The sequence below is a fragment of the Flavobacterium sp. I3-2 genome (assembly GCF_013389595.1).
In the GTDB taxonomy this organism is placed as follows: domain Bacteria; phylum Bacteroidota; class Bacteroidia; order Flavobacteriales; family Flavobacteriaceae; genus Flavobacterium.
Genome location: NZ_CP058306.1, coordinates 573,818 through 599,971 on the forward strand (window position 1 = coordinate 573,818; position 26,154 = coordinate 599,971).

Consider the following 26,154-nt stretch of genomic DNA (forward strand, 5'->3'; position numbering starts at 1 on the left):
AAAGCCAGATGATAAGTCTGGCTTTTGAAGAGTTTATAAATAAAAATTGTATCTGTTTATCGTTCATTCATTTTTTTAAAAGAACGTAATGGCTCACCTACATATACTTGACGAGGGCGTCCGATTGGTTCTTTGTTAACACGCATTTCTTTCCATTGAGCAATCCAACCTGGTAAACGTCCGATTGCGAACATTACAGTGAACATTTCAGTTGGAATTCCTAAAGCACGGTAAATAATTCCTGAATAGAAATCTACATTTGGATATAAATTTCTAGCAACGAAATACTCATCTTTTAATGCTTTTTCTTCTAAATCTTTAGCGATTCTTAATATTGGATCATTAACTCCTAACTCAGCTAACACTTCATCAGCAGCTTTTTTAATGATACGAGCACGTGGATCGAAGTTTTTGTAAACTCTATGTCCGAATCCCATTAAACGGAATGGATCATTTTTATCTTTCGCTTTCGCTAAGAATTTATCTGCGTCACCACCATCGTTTTGGATTTCTTCTAACATTTCTAAAACCGCTTGGTTTGCACCACCATGTAATGGTCCCCAAAGAGCTGAAACACCTGAAGAAATTGAAGCAAATAATCCTGCATGAGAAGAACCAACCATTCTTACTGTAGAAGTTGAACAGTTTTGTTCGTGATCTGCGTGTAAGATGAATAATTTATCAATAGCGTTTAAAACCGTTTTATTGATTGTGTAAGGCCCTGTTGGTAATTCGAACATTAAACGTAAGAAATTATCAACATAGGGTTTTGTATTATCATAATAATTCAATGGATATCCTTTAGCTTTTCTGTATGTCCAAGTGGCAATTACTAAAAATTTACCCATTGTTTTACAAATAGCTTCGTACATTTTCTCGTCATTTTCAACATTAACAACACCTGGATTGAACGCTGTTAAAGCACAAGTCAATGAAGATAAAACTCCCATTGGATGCGCATTCTTAGGGAAACCATCGATGATATTTTTCATCTCTTCGTTTACTAATGTATGCTTACGGATATCGTTTTCAAATTTTTCTATCTGATCTTGAGTTGGTAATTCTCCAAAGATAATTAAATAAGAAACCTCTAAAAAGTTAGAATTTTCAGCTAATTCTTCGATAGAATAACCTCTATAACGTAAAATTCCTTCTTCACCATCTAAGAAAGTAATTGCACTTTTACAAGAGCCTGAATTTTTGTATCCTGGATCCAAAGTTATTGCCCCAGTTAAAGCTCGTAGCTTCTCAATGTCGATAGCAACTTCGTTTTCACTACCTACGATTAAAGGTAGATCAACTTTTTTGCCATCTATCTCTAAAGTTGCATTTTTTGACATATTATAAATTATTTGTTTTTTTATTGCTAACAGCGAATTTACGTATTTTCTTTGAAAACAAACCAAAAAAAAAGAAAATAAAAACTAAAAAAGTCTTTAAATTTATTCGAATATCATAGCGTTTAAATACATTTAACAAAATTTAAACAAAAGATTTTAAGAAAAAAATAAATATTCTTCAATATAACAATCAAAATAACTTTAATATCGATTAATTTACTTTTCTATAGCTAAATATTGCTAAATAACATAAAAAATGCACCTTGTTTCCAAGATGCATAAAATTTAACTATTTACAACAATTACTTTACCTTAAATGCTTTCATTTGAGGATAATAAGCAACTGAATCCAACTCTTCTTCAATACGTAATAATTGGTTATATTTTGACATACGATCTGAACGAGAAGCTGAACCGGTTTTAATTTGCCCACAATTTAAAGCAACAGCTAAATCTGCGATTGTATTATCTTCAGTTTCACCAGAACGGTGAGACATTACAGAAGTAAAACCAGCATTATGTGCCATATTTACAGCAGCAATTGTTTCAGACAAAGTACCAATTTGATTTACTTTAATTAAAATTGAATTTGCTATATTTTCTTCAACTCCTCTAGATAAACGCTCAACATTAGTTACAAATAAATCATCTCCAACTAATTGAACTTTATCACCGATTTTCTCTGTTAAATATTTCCAACCAGCCCAATCATCTTCATACATACCATCTTCAATAGAAATAATTGGGTATTTTGAAGCTAATTCAGCTAAATAATCTGCTTGTTCTTCAGAAGTTCGAACCACTCCTTTATCACCTTCAAATTTTGTATAATCGTATTTTCCGTTTACATAGAATTCAGAAGCTGCACAATCCAAAGCAATCATAATATCTTTTCCAAAAACATATCCTGCATTTTCAACTGCTAACTTGATTGAATCTAAAGCATCTTCAGTTCCACCAGCTAAATTTGGTGCAAAACCACCTTCGTCTCCAACAGCTGTAGATAAATTTCTATCGTGTAAAACTTTCTTTAAATTATGGAAAATTTCAGTTCCCATTTGCATTGCTTCAGTGAAATTCTTAGCCAGAACAGGCATAATCATAAACTCCTGAAATGCAATTGGAGCATCCGAATGTGAACCACCGTTAATAATATTCATCATTGGAACAGGTAATGTATTCGCAGAAACACCACCAATATAACGATATAAAGGCAAACCTAATTCGTTAGCAGCAGCTTTAGCAACAGCCAAAGAAACGCCTAAAATAGCGTTAGCTCCTAAATTAGATTTGTTTGAAGTTCCGTCTAATTCAATCATTGCTTGATCGATAGCATTTTGTTCAAAAACGTCAAAACCAATGATATTTTCAGCAATAGTAGTATTTACATTTTCAACAGCTTTTGAAACTCCTTTACCCATCCAAGTTTTACCACCGTCACGTAATTCAACAGCTTCATGTTCTCCTGTAGAAGCTCCTGAAGGAACTGCCGCTCTACCTAAAATACCATTTTCTGTTACTACATCAACTTCTACAGTTGGATTTCCACGAGAATCTAAAATCTGACGTGCATGAATTTTTACGATTGTACTCATAATTATTTAATTGTGTTGTGTTTTTTGTTGTGCAAATGTAAGTATTTGATTTTTAAAAAAGAATTTTTATACTTAACAGAAATTAAAATTTACAAAAAAAGAAGCCTAAGCTTCTTTATATGTTTTCATATTCTGAACAAACTCGTCAAATAAATATTTTGAATCGTTTGGCCCAGGAGATGATTCAGGATGATATTGAACAGAGAATACAGATTTATCTTTTAATCTAATTCCAGCAACTGTATTGTCATTTAAATGATAATGTGTAATTTCTACATTATGATTAACTTCAACTTCTTCTCTAGAAACAGCAAAACCGTGATTTTGAGAAGTTATTTCACCTTTACCTGAAATTGCATTCATAATCGGATGGTTAATTCCACGGTGTCCATTAAACATTTTATAAGTAGAAATTCCTTGAGAAAGAGCAATTAATTGATGTCCTAAACAAATTCCAAAAACAGGTTTATCAGAAGCAATCATTTCTTTAGCTACATCAATCACTCCAGTTAATGGCTGTGGATCACCAGGCCCATTAGATAAGAAATATCCATCTGGATTAAAAGCATTTAAATCTACAAATGGTGTGTTGTAAGGAAAAACCTTCACATAAACATCGCGCTCATTAAAACATCTTAAAATATTTGTTTTAATACCTAAATCTAAAGCAGCAACTTTGAAAGGCGCATCAGGATTTCCATAAAAATAAGGTTCTTTTGTAGAAACTTTAGAAGCCAACTCTAATCCATTCATGTTTGGAACGTCATTTAAAATTGCTTTTAATTCTTCAATAGATTTACCATCAGTTGAAATCACAGCATTCATAGCTCCGTTATCACGAATATAACTCACTAAAGCACGTGTATCAACATCTGAAACGACAACTAAATTTTTCTTTTCGAAATAATCATACAAAGATCCTGATGCTGCAGGACGTGAATAATTAAAACTAAAATTTTTACAAACCAAACCTGAAATCTTAATTCCGTCAGAATCAACTTCATCTTCATGTACCCCATAGTTACCGATATGAGCATTCGTTGACAACATAATTTGACCGTAATAAGATGGGTCAGTAAAAATTTCTTGATAACCAGTTACACCAGTATTAAAACAAATTTCACCAGTAGTAGTACCTTTAATTCCGATAGATTTACCGTAGAAAATGGTTCCGTCGCTTAATAAGATAATCGCTTTATCTCTTGAAGTATATTTCATTGTTGCGTTGTTATAAACTTTGCAAAATTACAAATAAATTTTACAGATTAAAAAAGAAAATAAAAAAAAGGACAAACTATAAAAGCATGTCCTTTTTAATATATTTAATATGAATAAGAATTATTATTCATTAGTTTCTGTTGAAGTTTCAGCAGTAGCTTCAGTTGCAGGAGCAGCATCAGCTTTTTTTCTACCTCTACGAGTAGTAGCTTTTTTCACTTCTTTAGCACCAGCATTATAAATTTCGTTGAAATCAACTAATTCAATCATCGCCATATCAGCGTTATCTCCTAAACGATTTCCTAACTTAATAATACGTGTGTATCCACCTGGACGGTCACCTACTTTAGCAGCAACTTCTCTGAATAATTCAGTTACAGCATACTTATCTTTTAAGTAAGAGAAAACAATACGACGGTTATGAGTGTCGTCTGTTTTAGATTTAGTTACTAAAGGCTCAATATATTGTTTTAAAGCTTTAGCTTTAGCAACTGTAGTGTTAATACGCTTGTGCTCAATTAAAGAACAAGCCATATTAGCCAACATCGCTTTTCTGTGTGCAGATTGGCGGCTTAAGTGATTTATTTTTTTTCCGTGTCTCATTGCTTTCTAGAATTTAGACTTATTGAGTCTAGATTATTCTTTATCTAATTTGTATTTTGATAGATCCATTCCGAAAGATAAACTTTTCACTTGAACTAGTTCTTCTAATTCAGTTAAAGATTTCTTACCGAAATTTCTAAATTTCATTAAATCGTTTTTGTTATAAGAAACTAAATCGCCTAATGTGTCAACTTCAGCCGCTTTTAAACAATTTAACGCTCTTACTGAAAGGTCTAAATCTACCAATTTCGTTTTTAGAAGCTGTCTCATATGTAATGACTCCTCATCATATGTTTCAGTTTGAGCAATTTCATCGGCCTCAAGAGTGATTCTTTCATCAGAAAATAACATGAAATGGTGAATCAACGTTTTAGCTGCTTCAGTCAATGCGTCTTTAGGATGAATAGAACCATCTGTAACGATATCAAAAACTAATTTTTCGTAATCAGTTTTTTGTTCAACACGGTAGTTCTCGATAGCATATTTAACATTTTTTACAGGCGTATAAATAGAGTCTGTAAAAATAGTTCCTATTGGAGCGTTTGATTTTTTGTTTTCTTCTGCTGGAACATAACCACGCCCTTTTTCAATAGTTAACTCCATATTGATAGTGATATCACTCTCTAAATTACAGATAACTAATTCAGGGTTTAAAACTTGGAATCCAGAAACGAATTTTTGGAAATCACCAGCTGTTAATTGTTCCTTACCAGTAAATGAAATTGTAACTGATTCATTATCGATATCCTCAATTTGACGTTTAAAACGTACTTGTTTTAGATTTAAGATAATTTCAGTAACATCTTCAACTACACCAGCGATAGTAGAAAACTCATGATCAACACCTTCAATACGAACAGACGTAATTGCAAATCCTTCAAGTGATGACAGAAGTACTCTTCTTAGTGCGTTACCGATAGTCAATCCGTAACCAGGTTCTAAAGGTCTAAATTCAAATTTACCTTTAAAATCGGTTGAATCGATCATGATAACTTTATCGGGCTTTTGAAAATTAAATATTGCCATATTAAATTCGACTGAATGTCAATTATTATTTGTTGTACAACTCTACGATTAACTGTTCTTTGATGTTTTCTGGAACTTGAAGTCTAGCAGGAACAGAAACGAAAGTTCCCTCTTTAGTATCATTATTCCAAGTAATCCATTCATAAACAGCGCTAGAATTAGATAACGAACGCTCTATTGCTTCAAGAGACTTAGATTTTTCGCGAACAGCTACTTTATCACCAGCTTTTAATTGATAAGATGGGATGTTTACTAATTCTCCATTTACAGTAACGTGTCTGTGAGAAACGATTTGACGTGCAGCTCTACGAGAAGGAGCAATACCCATTCTGTAAACAACATTGTCTAATCTTGATTCACATAACTGAATTAAAACTTCACCAGTTACACCTTTAGATGCAGCAGCTTTTTTAAATAAGTTACGGAATTGTTTTTCTAAGATACCATAAGAGTATTTAGCTTTTTGTTTTTCCATTAACTGGATAGCGTATTCAGATTTTTTACCTCTTCTTTTCGCCATTCCATGTTGTCCTGGAGGGTAATTTCTTTTTTCGAATGATTTGTCATCACCGAAGATTGCTTCACCAAATTTACGAGCAATTTTAGTTTGTGGACCAGTATATCTTGCCATTTCAAAAAATTAAAAAAGGTAGGGATTATGAATTCAGGTCTCATCCTCCGATAATCTTATTCCTACCTTAGGTTATACTATTAATTATACTCTTCTTCTTTTTGGAGGACGACATCCATTGTGAGGGATTGGAGTGATATCGATAATTTCTGTTACTTCAATTCCACTGTTGTGGATAGAACGTATTGCAGATTCTCTACCATTTCCTGGCCCTTTAACGTAAACTTTCACTTTTTTAAGTCCAGCTTCTAAAGCTACTTTACCACAATCTTCTGCTGCCATTTGAGCTGCATAAGGTGTATTCTTTTTAGAACCACGGAATCCCATTTTACCTGCTGATGACCAAGAGATAACTTCACCTTTTTTGTTTGTTAACGAAATGATGATGTTATTGAAAGTCGCATTGATATGAGCTTCTCCAGTAGACTCAACTATAACCTTACGTTTTTTTGTATTTGCTTTAGCCATACTACTTATTATTTAGTTGCTTTTTTCTTGTTAGCAACAGTTTTTCTTTTACCTTTTCTTGTTCTAGAGTTATTTTTAGTTCTTTGTCCTCTTAATGGAAGACCAGCTCTATGACGAATACCTCTATTACATCCGATATCCATTAAACGTTTGATGTTTAATGAAATTTCAGAACGTAACTCACCTTCAATTTTGAAATAAGAAACAGCTTCACGGATAGCTCCGATCTCGTCATCATTCCATTCTGAAACTTTTTTGTTCTCGTCAACTTCAGCTTTTGCTAAAATCTCTTTTGATCTACTTGAACCTATTCCGAAGATATAAGTTAAAGCAATAATTCCTCTTTTATTTTTAGGTATATCTACCCCTGCGATTCTTGCCATAATTATCCTTGTCTTTGTTTAAATCTAGGATTCTTTTTATTAATAACGTATAATCTACCTTTTCTACGTACAATAATGCACTCTGCACTTCTTTTTTTAACTGATGCTCTTACTTTCATTTTAATAGCCTTTAGTATCTATAAGTAATTCTTGCTTTAGACAAATCATAAGGACTCATTTCTAATTTCACTTTATCACCAGGTAATAATTTGATGTAATGCATACGCATTTTTCCAGAAATATGAGCGATTACAATATGTCCATTCTCTAATTCTACACGAAACATTGCATTTGATAATGCTTCAATAATTGCTCCGTCTTGTTCTATTGCTGATTGTTTTGCCATAATTACTAAGCGATTGCTTTTCTGTTTTTACCACTTTTCATCAAGCCATCATATTGCTTGTTTAATAAGTATGAATTAACTTGTTGGATAGTATCTATCGCAACACTTACCATAATTAGTAAGGAAGTTCCTCCGTAAAACATAGCCCATCCTTGTTGAATTCCAAGCAAAGATACAGCAATTGCAGGAAATATTGCAATTATTGCTAAAAACAATGATCCTGGAAACGTAATTAAAGACATAATTCGATCTAAATAGTCTGCAGTTTCTGCTCCAGGACGTACTCCCGGAATGAATCCACCACTACGTTTTAAATCGTCTGCCATCTTATTAGTAGGAACTGTAATTGCGGTGTAAAAATAAGTAAAAATTATAATTAACAAGGCAAAAACTAAATTATATTCCCAACCAAATATATTACTGAAAGTTGCAGTAATTGATTGCGCAGTATCTGAAGAAGATAAACCTGCCACAGCCGCTGGTATAAACATGATTGCTTGAGCAAAAATGATTGGCATTACACCAGATGCATTTAATTTCAAAGGAATCCATTGTCTATTTCCATTAACTGAAGATGCATCGTATTCACCTGAAGCACTTCTTCTTGCATATTGAACAGCAATCTTACGAACTGCCATAGTTAACAATATACATGCAATTATAATAAGTAACCAGATTATAATTTCAAAAACAATCATAATTGGACCACCATTTCCTACCGCTAAACGAGATTGAATCTCTTGAATAAACGATTGTGGCAAATTAGCAAGAATTCCAACCATAATAAGTAAAGAAATACCGTTACCTATACCTTTATCAGTGATTTTCTCACCTAACCACATAGCAAAAACTGTACCTGTAGTCAAGATTAATACTGAAGAGAACAAGAAAGAAAAATCATCGAAACCTAATAAAAAGGCATCTGGTGGTAATTGTTTGTACAAATTATAGATATAACCTGGACCTTGAATTAAGGTAATTCCGATAGTTAACCATCTCGTAATTTGAGTCATTTTCTTTCTACCACTTTCTCCATCATTTTGAAGTTTTTGTAAATATGGTACAGCAATACCCATTAACTGAACTACAATCGAAGCAGAGATATAAGGCATAATACCAAGTGCAAATACAGATGCTTGTGAGAAAGCTCCTCCTGTAAATACGTTGATTAACCATCCAATACCCTGATCTGTTTGATCTGATAAAGCTTGTAATCTTGTAGCATCAATACCTGGTAATGTTACTTGCGTACCAAAACGGTACACAAGTAACAATCCTAAAGTTAATAAGATTTTATTCTTAAGTTCTTCAATTTTCCAAATATTGGCAAATGTTTCAAAAAACTTCTTCATACTTTATAAAGATTTTATAAAGATACTACTTCTCCACCTGCTGCTTCAATAGCCGCTTTAGCAGACGCAGTAAATTTGTGAGCAGTAACTTTTAATTTAGACTTAAGCTCTCCTCTTCCCAAAATCTTTACTAAGCTCTTTTTAGAAGTTAATCCATTTTCTACTAACGTGTTGAAATCAACAGTGTCAGTTATTATTCCGTTATCAACCATTAATTGTAAAGTATCAAGATTGATTCCTACATACTCTACTCTGTTGATATTTTTAAAACCAAATTTAGGTACACGTCTCTGTAAAGGCATTTGACCTCCTTCAAAACCAATTTTCTTAGAGTAACCTGAACGTGATTTAGCTCCTTTGTGCCCTCTTGTAGAAGTACCACCTTTTCCAGAACCTTCTCCGCGTCCTACTCTTTTATTTTGATTATGTACAGAACCGCTTGCTGGTTGTAAATTACTTAAATTCATATTCAATAAATTAATTAATTTCTTCTACAGAAACCAAATGTTGAACTTTATTTACCATTCCTTTGATAGCTGGTGTATTATCATGCTCAACAACTTGTCCCATTTTACGTAATCCTAAAGCCGCTAACGTTCTTTTTTGATTCTCTGGACAATTGATTTTGCTTCTTACTTGTTTTACTTTAATTTTTGACATAATACTCAAAATTAAGATTTAAATACTTTCTCTAAAGAAATTCCTCTTTGTTTTGCAACTGTAAGAGCACTTCTCATTTGTAATAAAGCATCAAAAGTTGCTTTAACTACGTTATGAGGGTTTGAAGATCCTTGAGATTTTGATAATACGTTGTGAATACCAACTGATTCTAATACTGCACGTACAGATCCACCAGCGATTACTCCGGTACCTAATGAAGCAGGAATTAAGAAAACTCTAGCTCCACCAAATTTACCTTTTTGCTCGTGAGGAATAGTACTTCCATTTAATGGAATACGAACTAAGTTTTTCTTAGCATCTTCAACAGCTTTAGCAATTGCTTCAGAAACATCTTTTGATTTACCTAAACCATGACCCACTACACCGTTTTCGTCACCTACTACAACTACAGCAGAGAACCCGAAAGCTCTACCACCTTTAGTTACTTTAGTAACACGGTTTACACTTACCAAACGATCTTTTAAATCAAGACCACTTGGTTTTACAAATTCTACGTTTTTATAATTTTGATACATAACTAATTAGAATTTTAATCCAGCTTCTCTAGCTCCGTCAGCTAATGATTTCACACGTCCGTGGTATAAATACCCACCTCTATCGAAAGAGATTGTATCGATACCAGCTTTTAAAGCCTTCTCTGCGATAAGTTTTCCAACTGATGCAGCAGTTTCAATTTTGGTTGTTCCGGTTACTCCTGCTTCTCTTGATGATGCAGCAACTAGAGTTGTTCCGTTAACGTCGTCTATGATTTGAGCATAGATTTCCTTATTACTTCTAAATACAGATAATCTTGGTCTAGCAGCAGTACCGCTAACGATTTTTCTAACTCTGTATTTAATTCTTTGTCTTCTTTCAGATTTGTTTAATGACATGGTCTTAATTTTTAAGCTGATTTACCTGCTTTTCTTCTTAACTCTTCTCCAACAAACTTAATTCCTTTTCCTTTGTAAGGCTCTGGTTTACGGAAAGAACGAATCTTTGCAGCCACTTGTCCTAAAAGTTGTTTGTCTGAAGAAATTAATTTTACGATTGGGTTTTTACCTTTTTCAGAAATAGTTTCAACAGTAACTTCTGAAACAATATCTAAAACGATATTGTGTGAAAAACCTAAAGCTAAATCTAAAACTTGACCTTGATTAGAAGCACGGTAACCCACACCAACTAATTCAAGAGATTTAGTAAATCCTTCTGATACTCCAACAATCATGTTGTTGATCAAACTTCTATATAAACCGTGTTTAGATCTCAAATCTTTAGCGTCAGAAGAACGCTCAACGATTACTTGTCCGTCCTCTACTTTTACAGTTACGTCATCGTAAGACTGTGAAAGCTCTCCTAATTTTCCTTTTACTACAACAACACCTTCGTTAACAGTAACTGTAACACCAGCAGGAATTGTAATTGGATTTTTACCTATTCTTGACATTTCTATAGTCTTTTTATTAGTATACGTAACAGATTACCTCACCACCAACATTAAGTTGTTTAGCTTTTTTACCCGTCATTAAACCTTTAGATGTTGAAACGATAGCAATACCTAAACCATTTAAAATTCTTGGTAAATCTGCAGATGAAGCATATTTACGTAACCCTGGTTTACTAATTCTTTGGATATCTCTGATAACTGACTCTTTCGTGTCTTTATCATATTTTAAAGCGATTTTGATTGTACCTTGTACGGTATCATTTTCAAATTTGTAGCTTAAAATATATCCTTGTTCGAATAAAATTTTTGTAATTTCTTTTTTGAAATTAGATGCAGGAATCTCAACAACTCTGTGGTTTGCACGTACTGCATTTCTAATTCTTGTTAAGAAATCTGCGATAGGATCTGTATACATAATGTATGATTTACGGTTACGGTTTTCAATTAAAAATTGAACCTACAACCAATTAAAAATTTTTACCAACTTGCTTTTTTAACTCCTGGGATCAATCCTTGATTAGCCATTTCACGGAATGTAACACGTGAAAGACCGAACTGACGCATGTACCCTCTTGGTCTACCAGTTAATTTACAACGGTTATGTAAACGTACTGGAGATGCATTTTTAGGTAATTTTTGTAACGCTTCGTAATCACCTGCTTCTTTTAAAGCTTTACGTTTTGCAGCATATTTTGCTACTAACGCTTCTCTTTTAGCCTCACGGGCTTTCATTGATTCTTTAGCCATGCTTTAGTTCTTTTTAAAAGGTAATCCTAGTTCAGAAAGTAATGATTTTGCTTCTTTATCTGTATCTGCAGAAGTAACGAAGGTAATATCAAAACCAGCAATTTTGTTAACTTTATCGATATCAATTTCTGGGAAAATGATTTGCTCAACGATTCCAAGGTTATAGTTTCCTCTACCATCAAATCCATTAGATTTAATTCCAGAAAAATCTCTTACACGTGGTAATGAAGAAGTAATTAAACGATCTAAGAATTCGTACATTCTTTCTCCACGTAGAGTTACTTTAGCACCAATTGGCATTCCTTTTCTTAATTTGAAAGAAGCAACGTCTTTCTTAGAAATTGTAGCAACTGCTTTTTGTCCAGTAATTTTAGTTAATTCCTCAACAGCGTAATCAACTAATTTTTTATCTGAAACTGCAGCTCCAACTCCACGGCTTACAACAATTTTCTCAAGTTTAGGAACTTGCATCACATTTTTGTAACCGAATTCTTCAGTTAGAGCAGAGATAACTCTGTCTCTATATTCTTGTTTAAGTCTTGGTATATAAGTCATGACTATAATACTTGATTAGATTTTTTAGAAACTCTTACTTTCTTATCTCCTTCAATTTTGTAAGCTACTTTTGTAGTTTCGTTTGATTTTGGATCAATTAATTGAATGTTTGAGATATGAATTGCAGCCTCTTTCTTAACAATTCCACCTTGAGGATTTGTAGCACTTGGTTTTGTATGTTTCGAAACCATGTTTACACCTTCAACGATTGCTTTGTTTTTATCACGTAATACACGTAAAACTTTTCCTTCTGAACCTTTATGGTCACCAGCGATTACTCTTACGATATCTCCTGATTTTATTTTTAGCTTTATCATCTTAATAACGAATTAAAGCACTTCTGGTGCTAATGATACAATTTTCATGAATTGTTTTTCACGAAGTTCTCTTGCAACAGGACCAAAAACACGAGTTCCTCTCATTTCTCCAGCAGCATTTAATAATACACATGCGTTATCATCAAATCTGATGTAAGAACCATCAGCTCTTCTCACTTCTTTTTTGGTACGTACAACTACAGCAGTAGAAACTGTTCCTTTTTTAACATTACCATTTGGAGTAGCGTCTTTAATAGCTACTACAATTTTATCTCCAACAGAGGCATAACGACGTTTCGTTCCTCCTAAAACACGGATTGTCAAAACTTCTTTTGCTCCCGTGTTATCTGCTACTTTTAATCTAGATTCTTGTTGTAACATAATTATTTCGCTCTTTCAATGATTTCAACTAATCTCCAACATTTGTTTTTAGATAAAGGTCTTGTTTCCATGATCTTTACTGTATCACCAATGTTACAGTCGTTTAATTCGTCGTGCGCTACATATTTCTTAGTTTTCAACACGAACTTTCCGTATAATGGGTGTTTTACTCTCTTAGTTTCAGAAACAACGATAGATTTCGTCATTTTGTTACTAGTAACAACACCTATTCTTTCTTTTCTTAAATTTCTTTTTTCCATCTTTCAGCAGAATACAATTATTGTAACTTTTTGCTTAGCTCAGTATTAACTCTAGCGATAGTTCTTCTTAAAGTTCTAATTTGTAGAGGATTCTCAATAGGAGAAATAGTGTGAGCTGATTTTAGGTCGGTATAAGTTTTCTTTAACTGACTAAGTTTTTCTTGTAACTCAGCTGCAGATAGATTTAATATCTCTGATTGTTTCATAATATTCATTAGATTATGCTTCGAAATCTCTAGCAACGATAAACTTAGTTTTAACTGGTAGTTTTTGTGCTGCTAAGCGTAACGCTTCTTTAGCTACTGCTAATGGCACTCCTCCTACTTCAAACATAATTCTCCCTGGTTTAACAACTGCAGCCCAATATTCAACTGCACCTTTACCTTTACCCATACGTACTTCTAAAGGCTTTTTAGTAATAGGCTTGTCTGGGAAAATTTTAATCCATAATTGCCCCTCTCTTTTCATAAAACGAGTTGCAGCGATACGTGCAGCTTCGATTTGGCGAGAAGTAATGAATGAATAATCTAAAGATTTAATACCAAACATTCCGTTTGAAAGTTCATGTCCTCTTTGAGACACTCCCTTCATTTTACCTTTCTGTACCTTACGGTATTTTGTTCTTTTAGGCTGTAACATTTTTCTTTAGTTTAAAATTACTTTCTTTTGTTGCGTTGGTTTGGTTTTGATGGTCTTCCTGATCCTGAAGGTTTAGATGCTTTTTGCTTATCCATACCAGCTAACGGAGAAAGATCTCTTTTACCATAAACCTCACCTTTCATGATCCATACTTTAATACCCATTCTACCGTAAGTAGTGTGAGCTTCAGCTAAAGCATAATCAATATCAGCACGGAAAGTTGATAAAGGAATACGACCTTCTTTGAAGTTTTCAGAACGAGCCATTTCTGCTCCATTCAAACGACCTGAAATTTGTACTTTCATACCTTCAGCATTCATTCTCATTGCAGCCGCAATTGCCATTTTAATAGCACGACGATAAGAAATTCTACCTTCGATTTGACGAGCGATGCTTGTTGCAGCCAAATAAGCATCTAATTCTGGTCTTTTAATTTCAAAGATGTTGATTTGTACCTCTTTGTTAGTAATTTTCTTAAGCTCTTCTTTTAACTTGTCTACCTCTTGCCCACCTTTACCAATGATGATTCCAGGACGAGCTGTAGTGATAGTAACGGTTACAAGCTTTAAAGATCTCTCGATAATTATTTTAGAAACACTAGCTTTTGCTAAACGAGCATGGATATACTTTCTGATTTTTGCATCTTCAGCAAGTTTATCACCATAATCATTTCCACCGTACCAGTTTGAGTCCCATCCTCTGATGATACCAAGGCGATTTCCGATTGGATTTGTCTTTTGTCCCATACTGTTTATTAATTGCTTTGTGTATTATTATTAGCTCCTAAAACGATAGTAACGTGGTTAGAGCGTTTTCTGATTCTGTGTGCACGACCTTGTGGTGCTGGACGTAATCTTTTTAACATCATACCTCCATCAACACGGATCTCTTTTACAAATAATTCTGCTTCTTCAATATTAGCATCACTATTTTTAGCTTGCCAGTTAGCAATAGCTGATAATAATAATTTTTCTAATCTTCCTGAAGCTTCTTTTGTACTAAATTTTAATATATTAAGAGCATTCTCAACTTTCTGTCCTCTTACTAAATCTGCAACTAAACGCATTTTACGAGGTGAAGTTGGGCAATTGTTTAGCTTAGCAAAAGCAATACTTTTGTTTGCTTCTTTAATCTGCTCTGCTCTTTCTCTTTTACGAACTCCCATAGCTTCTTATTATTTTTTACCTTTATTTTTTGCACCAGCGTGACCTCTAAAAGATCTTGTTGGCGAAAATTCTCCTAATTTATGTCCTACCATGTTTTCTGTTACGTAAACTGGTACAAATTGACGACCATTGTGAACTGCGATTGTTTGACCAACGAAGTCTGGAGTAATCATAGATGCTCTTGACCAAGTTTTAACAACTGCTTTGTTTCCGTTTTCTGCGTTCGCTAAAACTTTTTTCTCAAGTTTAAAGTGAACGAAAGGTCCTTTTTTTAATGAACGTGCCATACTTACTTAATTATTTCTTTCTACGTTCTACAATATACTTATTACTTGCTTTCACGCTAGAACGTGTTCTGTAACCTTTAGCTGGTAAACCTTTTCTTGAACGTGGGTGACCTCCTGAAGAGCGTCCTTCACCACCTCCCATTGGGTGATCAACTGGGTTCATTGCTACTGGTCTTGTTCTAGGTCTTCTACCTAACCATCTTGATCTACCAGCTTTTCCTGATACGATTAATTGATGATCAGAGTTAGAAACTGCTCCAATCATAGCCATACAAGTTAATAAGATTAAACGAATCTCACCAGAAGGCATTTTAATTGTAGCATATTTTCCATCACGTGCAACTAATTGAGCAAAAGTACCTGCAGAACGTGCAATAACAGCACCTTGTCCTGGACGTAATTCGATACAAGAAATAATTGTACCTAGAGGAATTTTACTTAAAGGCATTGCATTTCCAACTTCTGGCTGTACATCTGGACCCGCAATTACAGTTTGACCAACTTGTAATCCTGCAGGAGCAACGATATAAGCTTTTTCTCCATCTGCATAAGCAATTAAAGAAATAAAAGCTGAACGGTTTGGATCGTACTCGATTGTTTTAACTACAGCAGGAACTCCAACTTTAGTTCTTTTGAAATCAATAATACGGTATCTTCTTTTATGACCACCACCGATATAACGCATGGTCATTTTTCCTTGACTATTTCTACCTCCAGAGTTTTTTATCGGTGCGATTAATGAACGCTCCGGCTTATCAGTTGTGATAGCGTCAAAACTATTTACAACTCTAAAACGCTGACCTGGGGTAATAGGTTTTAATTTTCTTACTGACATTTTTATTAGATATTAGTATAGAAATCTATTGTTTCTCCATCTTTAAGTTGAACTATTGCTTTTTTGTAAGCACTAGTTTTACCACTAATCATACCACTTTTAGTATATTTAGTTGATCTGTCCGCTCTATAGTTCATTGTATTTACAGACAGAACTGAAACTCCGTAAGCTGCTTCAACAGCTTTCTTAATAACAATTTTGTTAGCTTTTTTATTTACAATGAAACCAAAACGGTTAAATAATTCACCGTCTTTAGTTATTTTTTCGGTAATTATAGGTTTAATTATAGTACTCATGTTCCTATTATTTACTTAAATTATCTACAATTCCTTCTATAGAACCTTCAGTTAACACTAACGCATTATTATTCATAATTCCGTAAGTACTTAATTCTGAAGAAGTTACAACAGAAGCTCTTTGTAAGTTACGAGATGACAAATATACATTTTTATTTGACTCTCCCAACACTAATAAAGATTTTTTATTTTCTAACCCTAAAGCTTTCAACACGTTAATGAAATTTTTAGTATTTGGCACTTCAAATGTAAAATCTTCAACAACAATCAAACTAGAGTCTTTAACTTTTAAAGAGAAAGCTGATTTACGAGCTAATCTTTTTAATGATTTATTCAATTTAAATGAATAACTTCTTGGTCTTGGTCCAAAAACTGTACCTCCTCCTTTAAACAAAGGGTTTTTAGCACTTCCCGCACGAGCAGTACCTGTTCCTTTTTGTTTTTTGATCTTACGAGTAGAACCCGCAACTTCACTTCTTTCTTTCGCCTTATGCGTACCTTGTCTTTGATTTGCTAAATATTGTTTAACATCTAAATAGACAGCGTGTTTATTAGGCTCAATTGCGAAAACTGAATCAGCTAATTGTACTGATCTTCCAGTTTCTTTTCCGTTGATATCTAAAACTTTTACTTCCATTACTTCTGAACGATTACATAAGAGTTTTTGTGACCTGGAACTGCACCTTTAACTACTAATAAGTTTTTGTCAGCTACAACTTTTAAAACTCTAAGGTTTTGAACTGTTACATTAACTCCTCCCATTCTTCCAGCCATGCGCATTCCTTTGAATACACGAGAAGGATAAGAAGAAGCTCCGATAGAACCAGGAGCTCTTAAACGGTTATGTTGTCCATGAGTAGCTTGACCAACACCACCAAAACCGTGACGTTTAACAACCCCTTGGAAACCTTTACCTTTAGAAACACCTTGAACATCAACAAAGTCACCTTCGTTAAATAAATCTACAGTGATAACATCACCTAAATTATAAGCGTTTTCGAAATCTTGGAATTCAACAACTTTTCTTTTAACAGAAGTTCCTGCTTTTTTAAAGTGACCTAACTCAGCTTTGTTTGCATTTTTCTCTGCTTTGTCATCGAAACCAAGTTGAAACGCTTCATACCCGTCAACCTCTTTGGTTCTGACTTGGGTAACGACACATGGACCCACCTCGATTACAGTACAAGGAATGTTTTTCCCGTTCTCATCGAAAATACTAGTCATGCCGATTTTTTTACCAATTAACCCAGACATAAATATAAATTAATAATTATTATACATAAATAATTTCAAGCGTCGGCAAATATAACACCAACGCTTGAAATACACAAGTTATTTTAAATAAAATTTTATCACACTTTAATTTCAACTTCAACTCCTGAAGGCAACTCTAATTTCATTAAAGCATCGATAGTTTTTGAAGATGATGAATAAATATCTAATAATCTTTTATATGAACTTACTTCAAATTGTTCTCTTGACTTTTTATTAACGTGTGGAGAACGTAAAACAGTAAAGATTTTTTTATGAGTTGGTAACGGAATTGGACCTGTTACAACTGCTCCAGTACTTTTTACAGTTTTTACGATTTTTTCTGCTGATTTATCAACCAACATATGATCGTAAGATTTTAATTTTATTCTGATTTTTTGACTCATTTTCTTAAAAATTAAGCGTTTCCTTTTGCTTTCTTAATAACTTCCTCTTGAATATTAGAAGGTGTTTGCTCATAGTGTGAGAACTCCATTGTAGAAGTTGCACGTCCTGAAGATAATGTACGCAATGTAGTTACATAACCAAACATTTCTGACAATGGCACAGAAGCTTTAACAACTTTTGCTCCATTTCTATCATCCATTGCATTGATTTGACCACGACGACGATTTAAATCCCCAACGATATCACCCATATTTTCTTCCGGAGTCAACACTTCTAATTTCATGATTGGCTCTAAGATAACAGCACCAGCAGCTTTTGCAGATTCTTTATAACCCATTTTAGCAGCTAACTCAAACGATAATGCATCAGAATCCACAGGGTGGAAAGATCCATCAGTTAAAGTAACTTTTAAAGCGTCCATTTCAAATCCAGCTAAAGGCCCTTGTTTCATTGCTTCACGGAAACCTTTTTCTACTGCAGGAATATATTCTTTTGGTACGTTACCACCTTTAACTTCATTAACGAATTGTAATCCCATTGGAACTTTTCCGTCAACTTCGTCAGCTGGACCGATTTTAAATACGATATCACCAAATTTACCACGTCCACCAGATTGCTTTTTGTAAGTTTCTCTGTGAGATGCACCTTTAGTGAAAGCTTCTTTGTATTCAACTTGAGGCTCACCTTGGTTCACTTCAACTTTGAATTCACGACGCATACGATCAACAATGATATCTAAGTGTAACTCACCCATACCAGAAATAATCGTTTGTCCTGAAGCTTGATCTGTACGTACAGTAAACGTTGGATCTTCTTCAGCTAATTTAGCTAAAGCCATACCCATTTTATCAACATCCGCTTTAGTTTTTGGTTCAATAGCGATACCAATTACTGGATCAGGGAAGTCCATTGACTCTAACACAATAGGGTGTTTTTCATCAGATAACGTATCTCCTGTTTTAATATCTTTAAATCCAACAGCAGCTCCAATATCTCCAGCCTCAATATATTCGATTGGATTTTGTTTGTTAGCATGCATTTGGTAGATACGAGAAATACGCTCTTTATTACCTGAACGATTATTTAAAACATAAGAACCAGCATCTAAACGTCCTGAATAAGCTCGGAAGAAAGCTAAACGTCCTACGAATGGATCAGTAGCAATTTTAAATGCTAATGCAGCAAAAGGATCCGTTACAGAAGGCTTACGAGTAATTGGCTCATCAGTATCTGGATTAGTTCCTTCAATAGCTTCTTTATCCGTTGGAGCTGGTAAGTAACGACAAACAGCATCAATCATGAACTGAACTCCTTTGTTTTTGAAAGAAGACCCACACATCATTGGAATGATACTCATATCTAAAGTTGCAGCACGTAAAGCAGCATTAATTTCATCTTCTGTGATTGAATTCTCATCTTCCATAAATTTCTCAAGAAGATTTTCATCATACGCAGCAATTTCTTCAATTAACTGACCTCTAAATTGCTTAACTTCATCAACCATTTCAGCTGGGATTTCAACAACATCGAAAGTAGATCCATGATTCTCATCATGCCATACAATTGCACGGTTTTTAATTAAATCTACAACTCCTTTGAAGTCAACTTCATCACCGATTGGTAAAACAATAGGCACTGCATTAGAACCTAACATTTCTTTAACCTGACGACAAACTTTTAAGAAATCTGCACCTTGACGGTCCATTTTATTTACAAATCCCATACGAGGAACTTTGTAGTTATCAGCTAATCTCCAGTTAGTTTCAGATTGTGGCTCAACTCCATCAACTGCAGAGAATAAGAACACTAACCCATCTAATACACGTAATGAACGATTTACCTCTACAGTAAAGTCAACGTGCCCAGGAGTATCAATAATATTGAAGTGATATTTTTTAGTTTCATCTGTTGGTTTTCCATTTTCCATTGGGAAATTCCACTCAACAGTTACCGCAGCAGAAGTAATTGTAATACCTCTTTCTGCTTCTTGCTCCATCCAGTCAGTAGTAGAGGACCCTTCGTGAGTCTCACCAATCTTGTGATTTTTACCTGTATAGAAAAGAATACGCTCAGTTGTTGTTGTTTTACCAGCATCAATATGAGCAGCAATTCCGATATTTCTAGTATATTTTAAATCTCTAGCCATTTCTGTTCTTTATATAAAATTAGAATCTAAAGTGAGAGAATGCTTTATTAGCCTCTGCCATTTTATGAGTATCCATTCTTTTCTTAACTGCAGCACCTTCTTCTTTAGCAGCAGCTAAAATTTCAGAAGCTAATTTACCAGCCATAGATTTCTCATTTCTTCTTCTTGCATAAAGAATCATCCATTTCATTGCCATAGAAATTTTTCTATCTGGACGAATTTGCATTGGAATTTGGAATGTAGCTCCACCTACACGACGAGAACGAACTTCCACGTGAGGCATAACATTTGTTAAAGCATCTTTCCAAATTTCTAATGAAGTTTTTTCTTCATCTTGTTTCTTAGACTCAACAATATCTAAAGCATCATAAAATACTTTAAAAGCAGTCGATTTTTTACCATCCCACATTAAGTTGTTCACAAAACGCGTTACTAACTGATCGTTAAATTTTGGATCCGGTAAAAGAGGTCTTTTCTTTGCCTGTCTTTTTCTCATGTCTTTTTCTTAAAAGTTTTTTAAACTATTACTTTTTTGCATCTTTAGGGCGTTTCGCACCGTATTTAGAACGTCTTTGAGTACGACCGTTAACTCCGGCAGTATCTAAAGCTCCACGTACAATGTGGTATCTAACCCCTGGTAAATCTTTTACCCTTCCACCTCTAACTAATACTATCGAGTGCTCTTGTAAATTGTGTCCTTCTCCTGGAATGTAAGCATTTACTTCATTACCGTTAGTCAAACGTACACGCGCTACTTTACGCATCGCAGAGTTTGGCTTTTTAGGCGTAGTAGTATAAACACGCGTACAAACACCTCTTCTTTGAGGACAAGAATCCAAAGCAACCGATTTACTCTTCTTAGTCAATTGGGTTCTCCCTGTTCTTACTAATTGTTGAATTGTTGGCATAATGTTTATTAAATAATTTAATACAATATTAAAATCCCGCTATTTACGGGGTTGCAAATATATAAATAATTTTAACGAAAACAAACTTAATTTATTTATTTTCAATTCTATTTTATTTTTATGAGTTTGAATACCAAATTTTACTTTAAATTCGTTTATACAAAAACATCTTACTCTTGAATAAATTCCTCTTTATATTAATTACATTAAGTTTTTTCAAAATGAATTCTCAGAATTTGATTTTGAAAATCAAAGGTAATACCGAAATAGAAAGTAAAACCATCGATAGTATTTCTTACCAAAAAAATCACGACGATGTAAAAAGCATCATTACTGAATTTGAAAAATTTCAGAACACCTTATATAATGATGGATATATAAATCAACGCTTACTTTCGTCTGAAAAAACAAACGATTCAACCTTTACATATCATATCGCTTTAAATAAGCGCATCAAAAGTATAAAAATAAATTTCGACTCAATAGATTCAAACGTAAAAAAAATATTAAATATCGAGGAAACGTTTACTGAAATCCCTATAAACAAAACCGAAAGTTTCATTGCTAATTACCTTCAGATTTTAGAGAAACAAGGTTATTCAATTAGTCAGATTAAGCTTGACAATCAAATCATTTCAGACAACCAAATTAATTCTCAGTTAAAAATCGTTTTAGACGAAAAAAGAAAAATCGATTTAATCACAATAAATCCGTACACCAATTTCCCGAAAGGAATCAACAAGCAATTGCTAAAAAAATACATTAAAAAAGATTTTAACCAACAAACCATAAGTGAACTTCAAAAAGAACTTGGTCAATTTCCATTCATCAAAACCTTAAAACCACCCGAAGTTTTGTTTACCGAAAACAATACGATTTTGTATTTATACCTTGAAAAGGCAAATGCAAATCAATTTGATGGTTTGATTGGATTCGCAAATGATGATAACGGAACCGTCAGATTTAACGGAAATGTAGATTTAAAATTGATGAACATTTTAAACAAAGGTGAACAATTTAACTTATATTGGAGAAACGACGGAAATCAACAATCGACCTTTAATTTAGGAACCGAATTACCCTATTTATTCCAAAGTCCGATTGGATTAAAAGCAAATTTGCAAATATTTAAACAAGACAGCACGCAACAAAATACCAAATTCAACGCGTCACTTTTATATTATATTACTTACAACAATAAAATTGGTCTGGGATATCAAAGCACAACCTCAGTTGCTGGAGAATTTAATACGTATGCCGCACAGAATTATTCGAATCGTTTTTTGACTTTGAATTACGAATATTCGCATTACAGAGAACATGTATTATTTCCACTACAAACACGAGTTACCGCTTTGTTAGGAACAGGAAATCGAACGGATGATGAATCAAAAACCAAGCAACAATTTATTGACTTAGAAGCTTTTTATCATTTTTATCTCGATGAGCGGAATATTGTTTATCTAAAAGGAAAAGCCTATCAACTTTTTAGCCCAAACATATTATATAATGAGTTATATCGATTTGGTGGTGTACAAAACATTCGTGGATTTAACGAAAACACATTACAAGCACAATCGTTAGCCGGTATCTTTACAGAATATCGATTTGTACTTTCGCCAACATTATATGCGCATTCCATTACCGATTATGTGTATTATGTAGACGACTCAACCAATACCAAAGGAAATTTATATTCAGTTGGACTGGGAATTGGAATTGCAACACCATCTGGATTATTTAATCTGATTTACGCTAACGGATTGCAACCTAAACAAGATTTTAAAATGAGTAATTCGATTATTCACTTGAGTTACAAAACACAGTTTTAAAAAAATAAGCAGACTAATTAAAGTCTGCTTATTTTTTATTTTCAAGTTTTCTTGCGTTCATAACTGAATCGATTACTGTTTGCGGAACATTTCCATAAACATAAACCGAATCCGTAACACGAACTTGCCCCATATAATTCATACCTTGTTGAAGCTGAACCGCATCTAAAGAAATGGACTGAGCCAATACATCTACATCAAAATTAGATTTATCTAAAGTCGCATTTGTTTTACACGAAATAAAAAACAAACATCCAACAGAAAGCAATACATATTTTTTCATAAAAATAGATTTAACCTAAGGATAAATTTTCTCAGAATTTATAAATATAATAATATCTTTGCATTATGCAAAACGAACATCAAATATTTGGAATTCGTGCAATTATCGAGGCGATAAATGCAGGAAAAGAAATCGATAAAGTATTTATCCAGAAAGAAGCTCAAGGTGAATTAATGCAAGAGCTAATGAAAACAATGAAAAAGGGAAACATCAATTTCTCTTATGTTCCTGTTGAAAAATTAAACAAATTAAGCAAATTCAATAATCACCAAGGTGCAGTTGCTTCAATTGCTCCGATTAAATTTGTTGAACTAGAAAGCTTAATCGAAACCATATCAGAATCTGAAAAAACACCTCTAATTTTAATATTAGACCAATTATCAGATGCTCGTAATTTTGGAGCTATTATCCGTACCGCAGAATGTACAGGTGTTGACGCTATCATCATCGGAAAACAAGGAGCTGCGCCTGTAAACGGCGACACAGTAAAAACTTCTGCCGGAGCGGTTTTCAACATTCCAATTTGTAAAGTTGACCATATTAAAGATGCTATTTTCTATTTACAAGGTTCAGGTTATGTTACTGTGGCTGCAACCGAAAAAACAGAAAACAACATTTACGACATTAACTTCAATCAACCTATTGCGATTATTATGGGTTCTGAAGACAAAGGAGTAAATCCATCGGTTTTAAAAATTGTAGACGAAAAAGCAAAATTACCAATGTACGGAACCATCTCTTCATTGAATGTTTCTGTAGCTTGCGGTGCTTTTTTATATGAAGCCGTTCGTCAAAGATTATAAGAAAATTTTAGAATTCGAATAAAATACATGATGAGATATTGAGTTTGCACAACAAATTTAATATCTCATTTTTTAATAAAACAATTATGAAAAACGACGTTAAAATAGAATATCGTAAACCCATTTATCCGATTATTCCTGAACTTATGGAATATTTAGAAAAATACAATCGTACTACAAAAACAAGTGTTTTTTACGATGATTTGATGCGTTTTTCAGGTTTCATTTCTTTAGAAGACAAAGACGGAAACGACACGCTTTGGTTGCGAGTTTATTATCCAGAATTCGAACAAAAGGAAATTGAAGACAGCTTAAATAAAATTTACACTTTATTACATTCTAACGGCGATAAAGATGTTTTACCTTATCTAAAAGTTGATAGTATTGATTTCTGTACGTTCGGAAATTCAAAACCATTTCGTGTAAAAGTGCGTAATATCTTAAACGATAATTACACCAATTTTTACATTAAACGTGCCGATGCTTCTCGTTTATACGGATTGGAATTAGAAGAAATGCTTTTGCCCTATCCGATGAATTACTTGGTTTACAAAGACACTTTAATTGAAGAACATATTTTAGGAATTCCGGGCGATGTGTTTATTAAAAATCATTTACCAAATTGTAACGAATTAGAAAAAGCACAGATTTCTAAAGAGTTTGTTAAGTTTAATGAACGTTGCATGATTGGTCTTTTAGGCGATATGCGTTCGTACAATTATGTGGTTATTCCAACGCATGATTTTGATCAAGTAGTTTACAGAATTCGACCAATTGATTTTGACCAACAGAATTACGAAGGCAATTTAAAAATCTATTTACCGCAGTATTTCAAAGAAAACTTTACGATGGTTCAAATGGTTTTAGAAAAACTAGTTCGCGGTTCGATGGAGCAATATCGTAGAGAAGTTCGTTCGGTGATAGCACGTCGTGTTTTAGCAAACAAAGAACGCTTTGATGATTTGATTGCTGTAATGAAAAAAGACAACATTGCACCTTTTGAGCACGTTGAAAACCTAAGAAAAGCTTTACAAAAATTAACGCACGAAAAAGCTTTTAAAAACTGCGAAACTATGGGAGAAATTCTGGATACGGCAATTCAATTTGTGATTCGAAATTACAAGAATACGAATTAAATTCATAAGTAACTTTACCTGAATAAATCATCGAATATTCTAAATATTTAATGGTTCTTTTGGGTTTATTTAACTCGATATAATTTTTAGGTTTCGGATTAAAATCCCCTTTTTCATCAAAATGTTTCATGAAATTATCTTCAGAAGCGTCAAAATCGGGATGTTGCCAATCGTATTTATAAATCGGTTCGTATTGACGTTTTTCTAACGTAAAAGCTAAAATCAAACCAACAATAAATCCTGATAAATGCCCTTCCCAAGAAATACCTTTTTCGACATCTGGAAACAAATACCAAATAGAACCTCCGTAAATTAAAACCACGAAAAACGAAAGTGCCATCAATCGATAATATTTGGTTCGCATTCCTGCGAAGAAAATAAAACTCGTTAAAACATAAACGATACCGCTTGCACCGATATGAAAACTTTCACGTCCAATAAGCCAAGTTCCAAGTCCAGAAGCTAACCAACCAATTAGTAAAACTTTCCAAAAATCTTCTCTATAAAAGAAATATAAAATTGGTAAAAGTACAGCTAACGCTAAAGAGTTATTTGTAATATGACCAATGTTCCCGTGAAGAAATGGGCTGAACAAAACACCTCTTAAACCTTCAAAAGTTCGAGGGTAAATTCCGAATTCATTCAATTCTAAAAAATAGCTCCAGTTTAAATAATAAACCGACCACATTCCTAAAATAAATAAAAAAGGATTTAATATAACGTTTGTTGAAAATTCAAATTTCTTTTCTTGCATAATCAAAAGCAATCAAAAAATCAACCACAAAAAAAAGACTGCTATTTTGACAGAAATGAAAAAATTAAAAACGATTTTATT

Annotated in this window: 40 protein-coding genes; 3 read left to right on the top strand and 37 right to left on the bottom strand. The window is 33.4% G+C overall.

Translation table 11 applies throughout. The annotated features are described in order from the left end of the window. Positions 1–56: 56 nt before the first annotated feature. The 35 genes from HW119_RS02760 to rpsL all read right to left on the bottom strand — a co-directional run bounded on the left by HW119_RS02760 (position 57) and on the right by rpsL (position 21,265). A complete protein-coding gene (locus HW119_RS02760) occupies positions 57–1,340 on the bottom strand; it encodes a citrate synthase (protein ID WP_177761150.1) in 1,284 nt (427 codons plus the stop codon). Between the two features lie 302 nt (positions 1,341–1,642). Then, entirely contained in the window at positions 1,643–2,935 is a 1,293-nt protein-coding gene (gene eno, locus HW119_RS02765; RefSeq protein WP_177761151.1) for a phosphopyruvate hydratase, read from the bottom strand. A 105-nt stretch (positions 2,936–3,040) separates the two neighbouring features. Next, the gene (gene carA, locus HW119_RS02770; RefSeq protein WP_177761152.1) at positions 3,041–4,153 is read right to left on the bottom strand and encodes a glutamine-hydrolyzing carbamoyl-phosphate synthase small subunit; all 1,113 of its coding nucleotides are present in this window, start codon (positions 4,151–4,153) and stop codon (positions 3,041–3,043) included. A 123-nt stretch (positions 4,154–4,276) separates the two neighbouring features. Further along, a complete protein-coding gene (rplQ, locus tag HW119_RS02775) occupies positions 4,277–4,756 on the bottom strand; it encodes a 50S ribosomal protein L17 (RefSeq protein WP_177761153.1) in 480 nt (159 codons plus the stop codon). Positions 4,757–4,789: 33 nt separating this feature from the next. Further along, complete coding sequence (locus HW119_RS02780) at positions 4,790–5,782, bottom strand: DNA-directed RNA polymerase subunit alpha (protein WP_177761154.1); 993 nt, start codon at positions 5,780–5,782, stop codon at positions 4,790–4,792. A 25-nt stretch (positions 5,783–5,807) separates the two neighbouring features. Continuing rightward, complete coding sequence (rpsD, locus tag HW119_RS02785; protein WP_177761155.1) at positions 5,808–6,413, bottom strand: 30S ribosomal protein S4; 606 nt, start codon at positions 6,411–6,413, stop codon at positions 5,808–5,810. Between the two features lie 84 nt (positions 6,414–6,497). Beyond that, positions 6,498–6,881: a 30S ribosomal protein S11 gene (gene rpsK, locus HW119_RS02790; protein WP_091100371.1), complete on the bottom strand. Its 384-nt coding sequence runs from the start codon at positions 6,879–6,881 to the stop codon at positions 6,498–6,500. A gap of 8 nt (positions 6,882–6,889) precedes the next feature. Beyond that, positions 6,890–7,264, bottom strand: a complete 375-nt coding sequence (gene rpsM / locus HW119_RS02795) for a 30S ribosomal protein S13 (RefSeq protein WP_177761156.1) — start codon at positions 7,262–7,264, stop codon at positions 6,890–6,892. A gap of 2 nt (positions 7,265–7,266) precedes the next feature. Further along, positions 7,267–7,383: a type B 50S ribosomal protein L36 gene (ykgO, locus tag HW119_RS02800; protein WP_002987490.1), complete on the bottom strand. Its 117-nt coding sequence runs from the start codon at positions 7,381–7,383 to the stop codon at positions 7,267–7,269. 11 nt (positions 7,384–7,394) lie between these two features. Then, positions 7,395–7,610 (bottom strand): translation initiation factor IF-1, encoded by a 216-nt coding sequence (gene infA, locus HW119_RS02805; protein WP_011963449.1) that lies wholly within the window; start codon positions 7,608–7,610, stop codon positions 7,395–7,397. Positions 7,611–7,615: 5 nt separating this feature from the next. After that, positions 7,616–8,962: a preprotein translocase subunit SecY gene (gene secY / locus HW119_RS02810; RefSeq protein ID WP_177761157.1), complete on the bottom strand. Its 1,347-nt coding sequence runs from the start codon at positions 8,960–8,962 to the stop codon at positions 7,616–7,618. Positions 8,963–8,976: 14 nt separating this feature from the next. Beyond that, positions 8,977–9,429: a 50S ribosomal protein L15 gene (gene rplO, locus HW119_RS02815; protein WP_177761158.1), complete on the bottom strand. Its 453-nt coding sequence runs from the start codon at positions 9,427–9,429 to the stop codon at positions 8,977–8,979. Positions 9,430–9,439: 10 nt separating this feature from the next. Continuing rightward, a complete protein-coding gene (rpmD, locus tag HW119_RS02820) occupies positions 9,440–9,622 on the bottom strand; it encodes a 50S ribosomal protein L30 (protein WP_125018782.1) in 183 nt (60 codons plus the stop codon). Between the two features lie 11 nt (positions 9,623–9,633). After that, positions 9,634–10,158 (bottom strand): 30S ribosomal protein S5, encoded by a 525-nt coding sequence (gene rpsE / locus HW119_RS02825; RefSeq protein ID WP_177761159.1) that lies wholly within the window; start codon positions 10,156–10,158, stop codon positions 9,634–9,636. A gap of 6 nt (positions 10,159–10,164) precedes the next feature. Beyond that, positions 10,165–10,515: a 50S ribosomal protein L18 gene (rplR, locus tag HW119_RS02830; protein WP_177761160.1), complete on the bottom strand. Its 351-nt coding sequence runs from the start codon at positions 10,513–10,515 to the stop codon at positions 10,165–10,167. A gap of 11 nt (positions 10,516–10,526) precedes the next feature. Continuing rightward, complete coding sequence (rplF, locus tag HW119_RS02835; RefSeq protein ID WP_177761161.1) at positions 10,527–11,069, bottom strand: 50S ribosomal protein L6; 543 nt, start codon at positions 11,067–11,069, stop codon at positions 10,527–10,529. A gap of 16 nt (positions 11,070–11,085) precedes the next feature. Further along, positions 11,086–11,484, bottom strand: coding sequence for a 30S ribosomal protein S8 (gene rpsH / locus HW119_RS02840; protein ID WP_125018786.1), 399 nt, complete (start codon positions 11,482–11,484; stop codon positions 11,086–11,088). A gap of 62 nt (positions 11,485–11,546) precedes the next feature. Further along, on the bottom strand, positions 11,547–11,816 hold the full coding sequence (gene rpsN / locus HW119_RS02845) for a 30S ribosomal protein S14 (RefSeq protein WP_125018787.1): 270 nt from the start codon (positions 11,814–11,816) through the stop codon (positions 11,547–11,549). 3 nt (positions 11,817–11,819) lie between these two features. After that, entirely contained in the window at positions 11,820–12,371 is a 552-nt protein-coding gene (gene rplE, locus HW119_RS02850) for a 50S ribosomal protein L5 (protein WP_177761162.1), read from the bottom strand. Between the two features lie 2 nt (positions 12,372–12,373). Continuing rightward, the gene (gene rplX, locus HW119_RS02855; RefSeq protein ID WP_177761163.1) at positions 12,374–12,688 is read right to left on the bottom strand and encodes a 50S ribosomal protein L24; all 315 of its coding nucleotides are present in this window, start codon (positions 12,686–12,688) and stop codon (positions 12,374–12,376) included. 12 nt (positions 12,689–12,700) lie between these two features. After that, entirely contained in the window at positions 12,701–13,069 is a 369-nt protein-coding gene (gene rplN, locus HW119_RS02860; RefSeq protein ID WP_177761164.1) for a 50S ribosomal protein L14, read from the bottom strand. 2 nt (positions 13,070–13,071) lie between these two features. Then, a complete protein-coding gene (rpsQ, locus tag HW119_RS02865) occupies positions 13,072–13,329 on the bottom strand; it encodes a 30S ribosomal protein S17 (RefSeq protein WP_125018791.1) in 258 nt (85 codons plus the stop codon). A 17-nt stretch (positions 13,330–13,346) separates the two neighbouring features. Further along, complete coding sequence (gene rpmC, locus HW119_RS02870) at positions 13,347–13,535, bottom strand: 50S ribosomal protein L29 (RefSeq protein WP_177761165.1); 189 nt, start codon at positions 13,533–13,535, stop codon at positions 13,347–13,349. 13 nt (positions 13,536–13,548) lie between these two features. Next, positions 13,549–13,968 carry a 50S ribosomal protein L16 gene (rplP, locus tag HW119_RS02875; protein WP_125018793.1) on the bottom strand — a complete coding sequence of 140 codons (420 nt, stop codon included), beginning with the start codon at positions 13,966–13,968 and terminating at the stop codon, positions 13,549–13,551. A 17-nt stretch (positions 13,969–13,985) separates the two neighbouring features. Then, positions 13,986–14,714: a 30S ribosomal protein S3 gene (gene rpsC / locus HW119_RS02880; protein WP_125018794.1), complete on the bottom strand. Its 729-nt coding sequence runs from the start codon at positions 14,712–14,714 to the stop codon at positions 13,986–13,988. Positions 14,715–14,722: 8 nt separating this feature from the next. After that, a complete protein-coding gene (gene rplV, locus HW119_RS02885) occupies positions 14,723–15,133 on the bottom strand; it encodes a 50S ribosomal protein L22 (RefSeq protein ID WP_125018795.1) in 411 nt (136 codons plus the stop codon). 9 nt (positions 15,134–15,142) lie between these two features. Then, entirely contained in the window at positions 15,143–15,421 is a 279-nt protein-coding gene (gene rpsS, locus HW119_RS02890) for a 30S ribosomal protein S19 (RefSeq protein ID WP_125018796.1), read from the bottom strand. A gap of 10 nt (positions 15,422–15,431) precedes the next feature. Next, positions 15,432–16,256 (bottom strand): 50S ribosomal protein L2, encoded by an 825-nt coding sequence (rplB, locus tag HW119_RS02895; RefSeq protein WP_177761166.1) that lies wholly within the window; start codon positions 16,254–16,256, stop codon positions 15,432–15,434. A 5-nt stretch (positions 16,257–16,261) separates the two neighbouring features. Next, positions 16,262–16,552: a 50S ribosomal protein L23 gene (gene rplW / locus HW119_RS02900; protein ID WP_177761167.1), complete on the bottom strand. Its 291-nt coding sequence runs from the start codon at positions 16,550–16,552 to the stop codon at positions 16,262–16,264. Between the two features lie 7 nt (positions 16,553–16,559). Further along, positions 16,560–17,189, bottom strand: coding sequence for a 50S ribosomal protein L4 (gene rplD / locus HW119_RS02905; protein WP_177761168.1), 630 nt, complete (start codon positions 17,187–17,189; stop codon positions 16,560–16,562). Beyond that, entirely contained in the window at positions 17,189–17,806 is a 618-nt protein-coding gene (gene rplC / locus HW119_RS02910; RefSeq protein WP_177761169.1) for a 50S ribosomal protein L3, read from the bottom strand. The genes rplD and rplC overlap by 1 nt, the downstream gene beginning before the upstream one ends. Positions 17,807–17,904: 98 nt before the next feature. Continuing rightward, positions 17,905–18,210: a 30S ribosomal protein S10 gene (gene rpsJ, locus HW119_RS02915; RefSeq protein WP_023579610.1), complete on the bottom strand. Its 306-nt coding sequence runs from the start codon at positions 18,208–18,210 to the stop codon at positions 17,905–17,907. Positions 18,211–18,221: 11 nt separating this feature from the next. Continuing rightward, positions 18,222–20,357, bottom strand: a complete 2,136-nt coding sequence (gene fusA, locus HW119_RS02920; RefSeq protein WP_177761170.1) for an elongation factor G — start codon at positions 20,355–20,357, stop codon at positions 18,222–18,224. A gap of 19 nt (positions 20,358–20,376) precedes the next feature. Then, entirely contained in the window at positions 20,377–20,853 is a 477-nt protein-coding gene (rpsG, locus tag HW119_RS02925; protein WP_177761171.1) for a 30S ribosomal protein S7, read from the bottom strand. A 28-nt stretch (positions 20,854–20,881) separates the two neighbouring features. Further along, the gene (gene rpsL, locus HW119_RS02930; RefSeq protein WP_125018803.1) at positions 20,882–21,265 is read right to left on the bottom strand and encodes a 30S ribosomal protein S12; all 384 of its coding nucleotides are present in this window, start codon (positions 21,263–21,265) and stop codon (positions 20,882–20,884) included. Between the two features lie 221 nt (positions 21,266–21,486). On the opposite strand from rpsL, the gene HW119_RS02935 reads away from it, so the two are divergent. Further along, positions 21,487–23,097, top strand: coding sequence for a hypothetical protein (locus tag HW119_RS02935; RefSeq protein ID WP_177761172.1), 1,611 nt, complete (start codon positions 21,487–21,489; stop codon positions 23,095–23,097). Between the two features lie 28 nt (positions 23,098–23,125). Here HW119_RS02935 and HW119_RS02940 read toward each other — a convergent pair whose 3' ends face one another. Next, complete coding sequence (locus tag HW119_RS02940; RefSeq protein WP_177761173.1) at positions 23,126–23,380, bottom strand: hypothetical protein; 255 nt, start codon at positions 23,378–23,380, stop codon at positions 23,126–23,128. 65 nt (positions 23,381–23,445) lie between these two features. Here HW119_RS02940 and rlmB point away from each other — a divergent pair, with 65 nt between their 5' ends. Both rlmB and HW119_RS02950 read left to right on the top strand, forming a co-directional pair. After that, a complete protein-coding gene (rlmB, locus tag HW119_RS02945; RefSeq protein WP_177761174.1) occupies positions 23,446–24,183 on the top strand; it encodes a 23S rRNA (guanosine(2251)-2'-O)-methyltransferase RlmB in 738 nt (245 codons plus the stop codon). 86 nt (positions 24,184–24,269) lie between these two features. After that, on the top strand, positions 24,270–25,319 hold the full coding sequence (locus HW119_RS02950; protein WP_177761175.1) for a hypothetical protein: 1,050 nt from the start codon (positions 24,270–24,272) through the stop codon (positions 25,317–25,319). Here HW119_RS02950 and HW119_RS02955 read toward each other — a convergent pair. Next, positions 25,255–26,073, bottom strand: coding sequence for a rhomboid family intramembrane serine protease (locus tag HW119_RS02955; RefSeq protein WP_177761176.1), 819 nt, complete (start codon positions 26,071–26,073; stop codon positions 25,255–25,257). The two genes, HW119_RS02950 and HW119_RS02955, sit on opposite strands and share 65 nt — an antisense overlap. Positions 26,074–26,154: the final 81 nt, after the last annotated feature.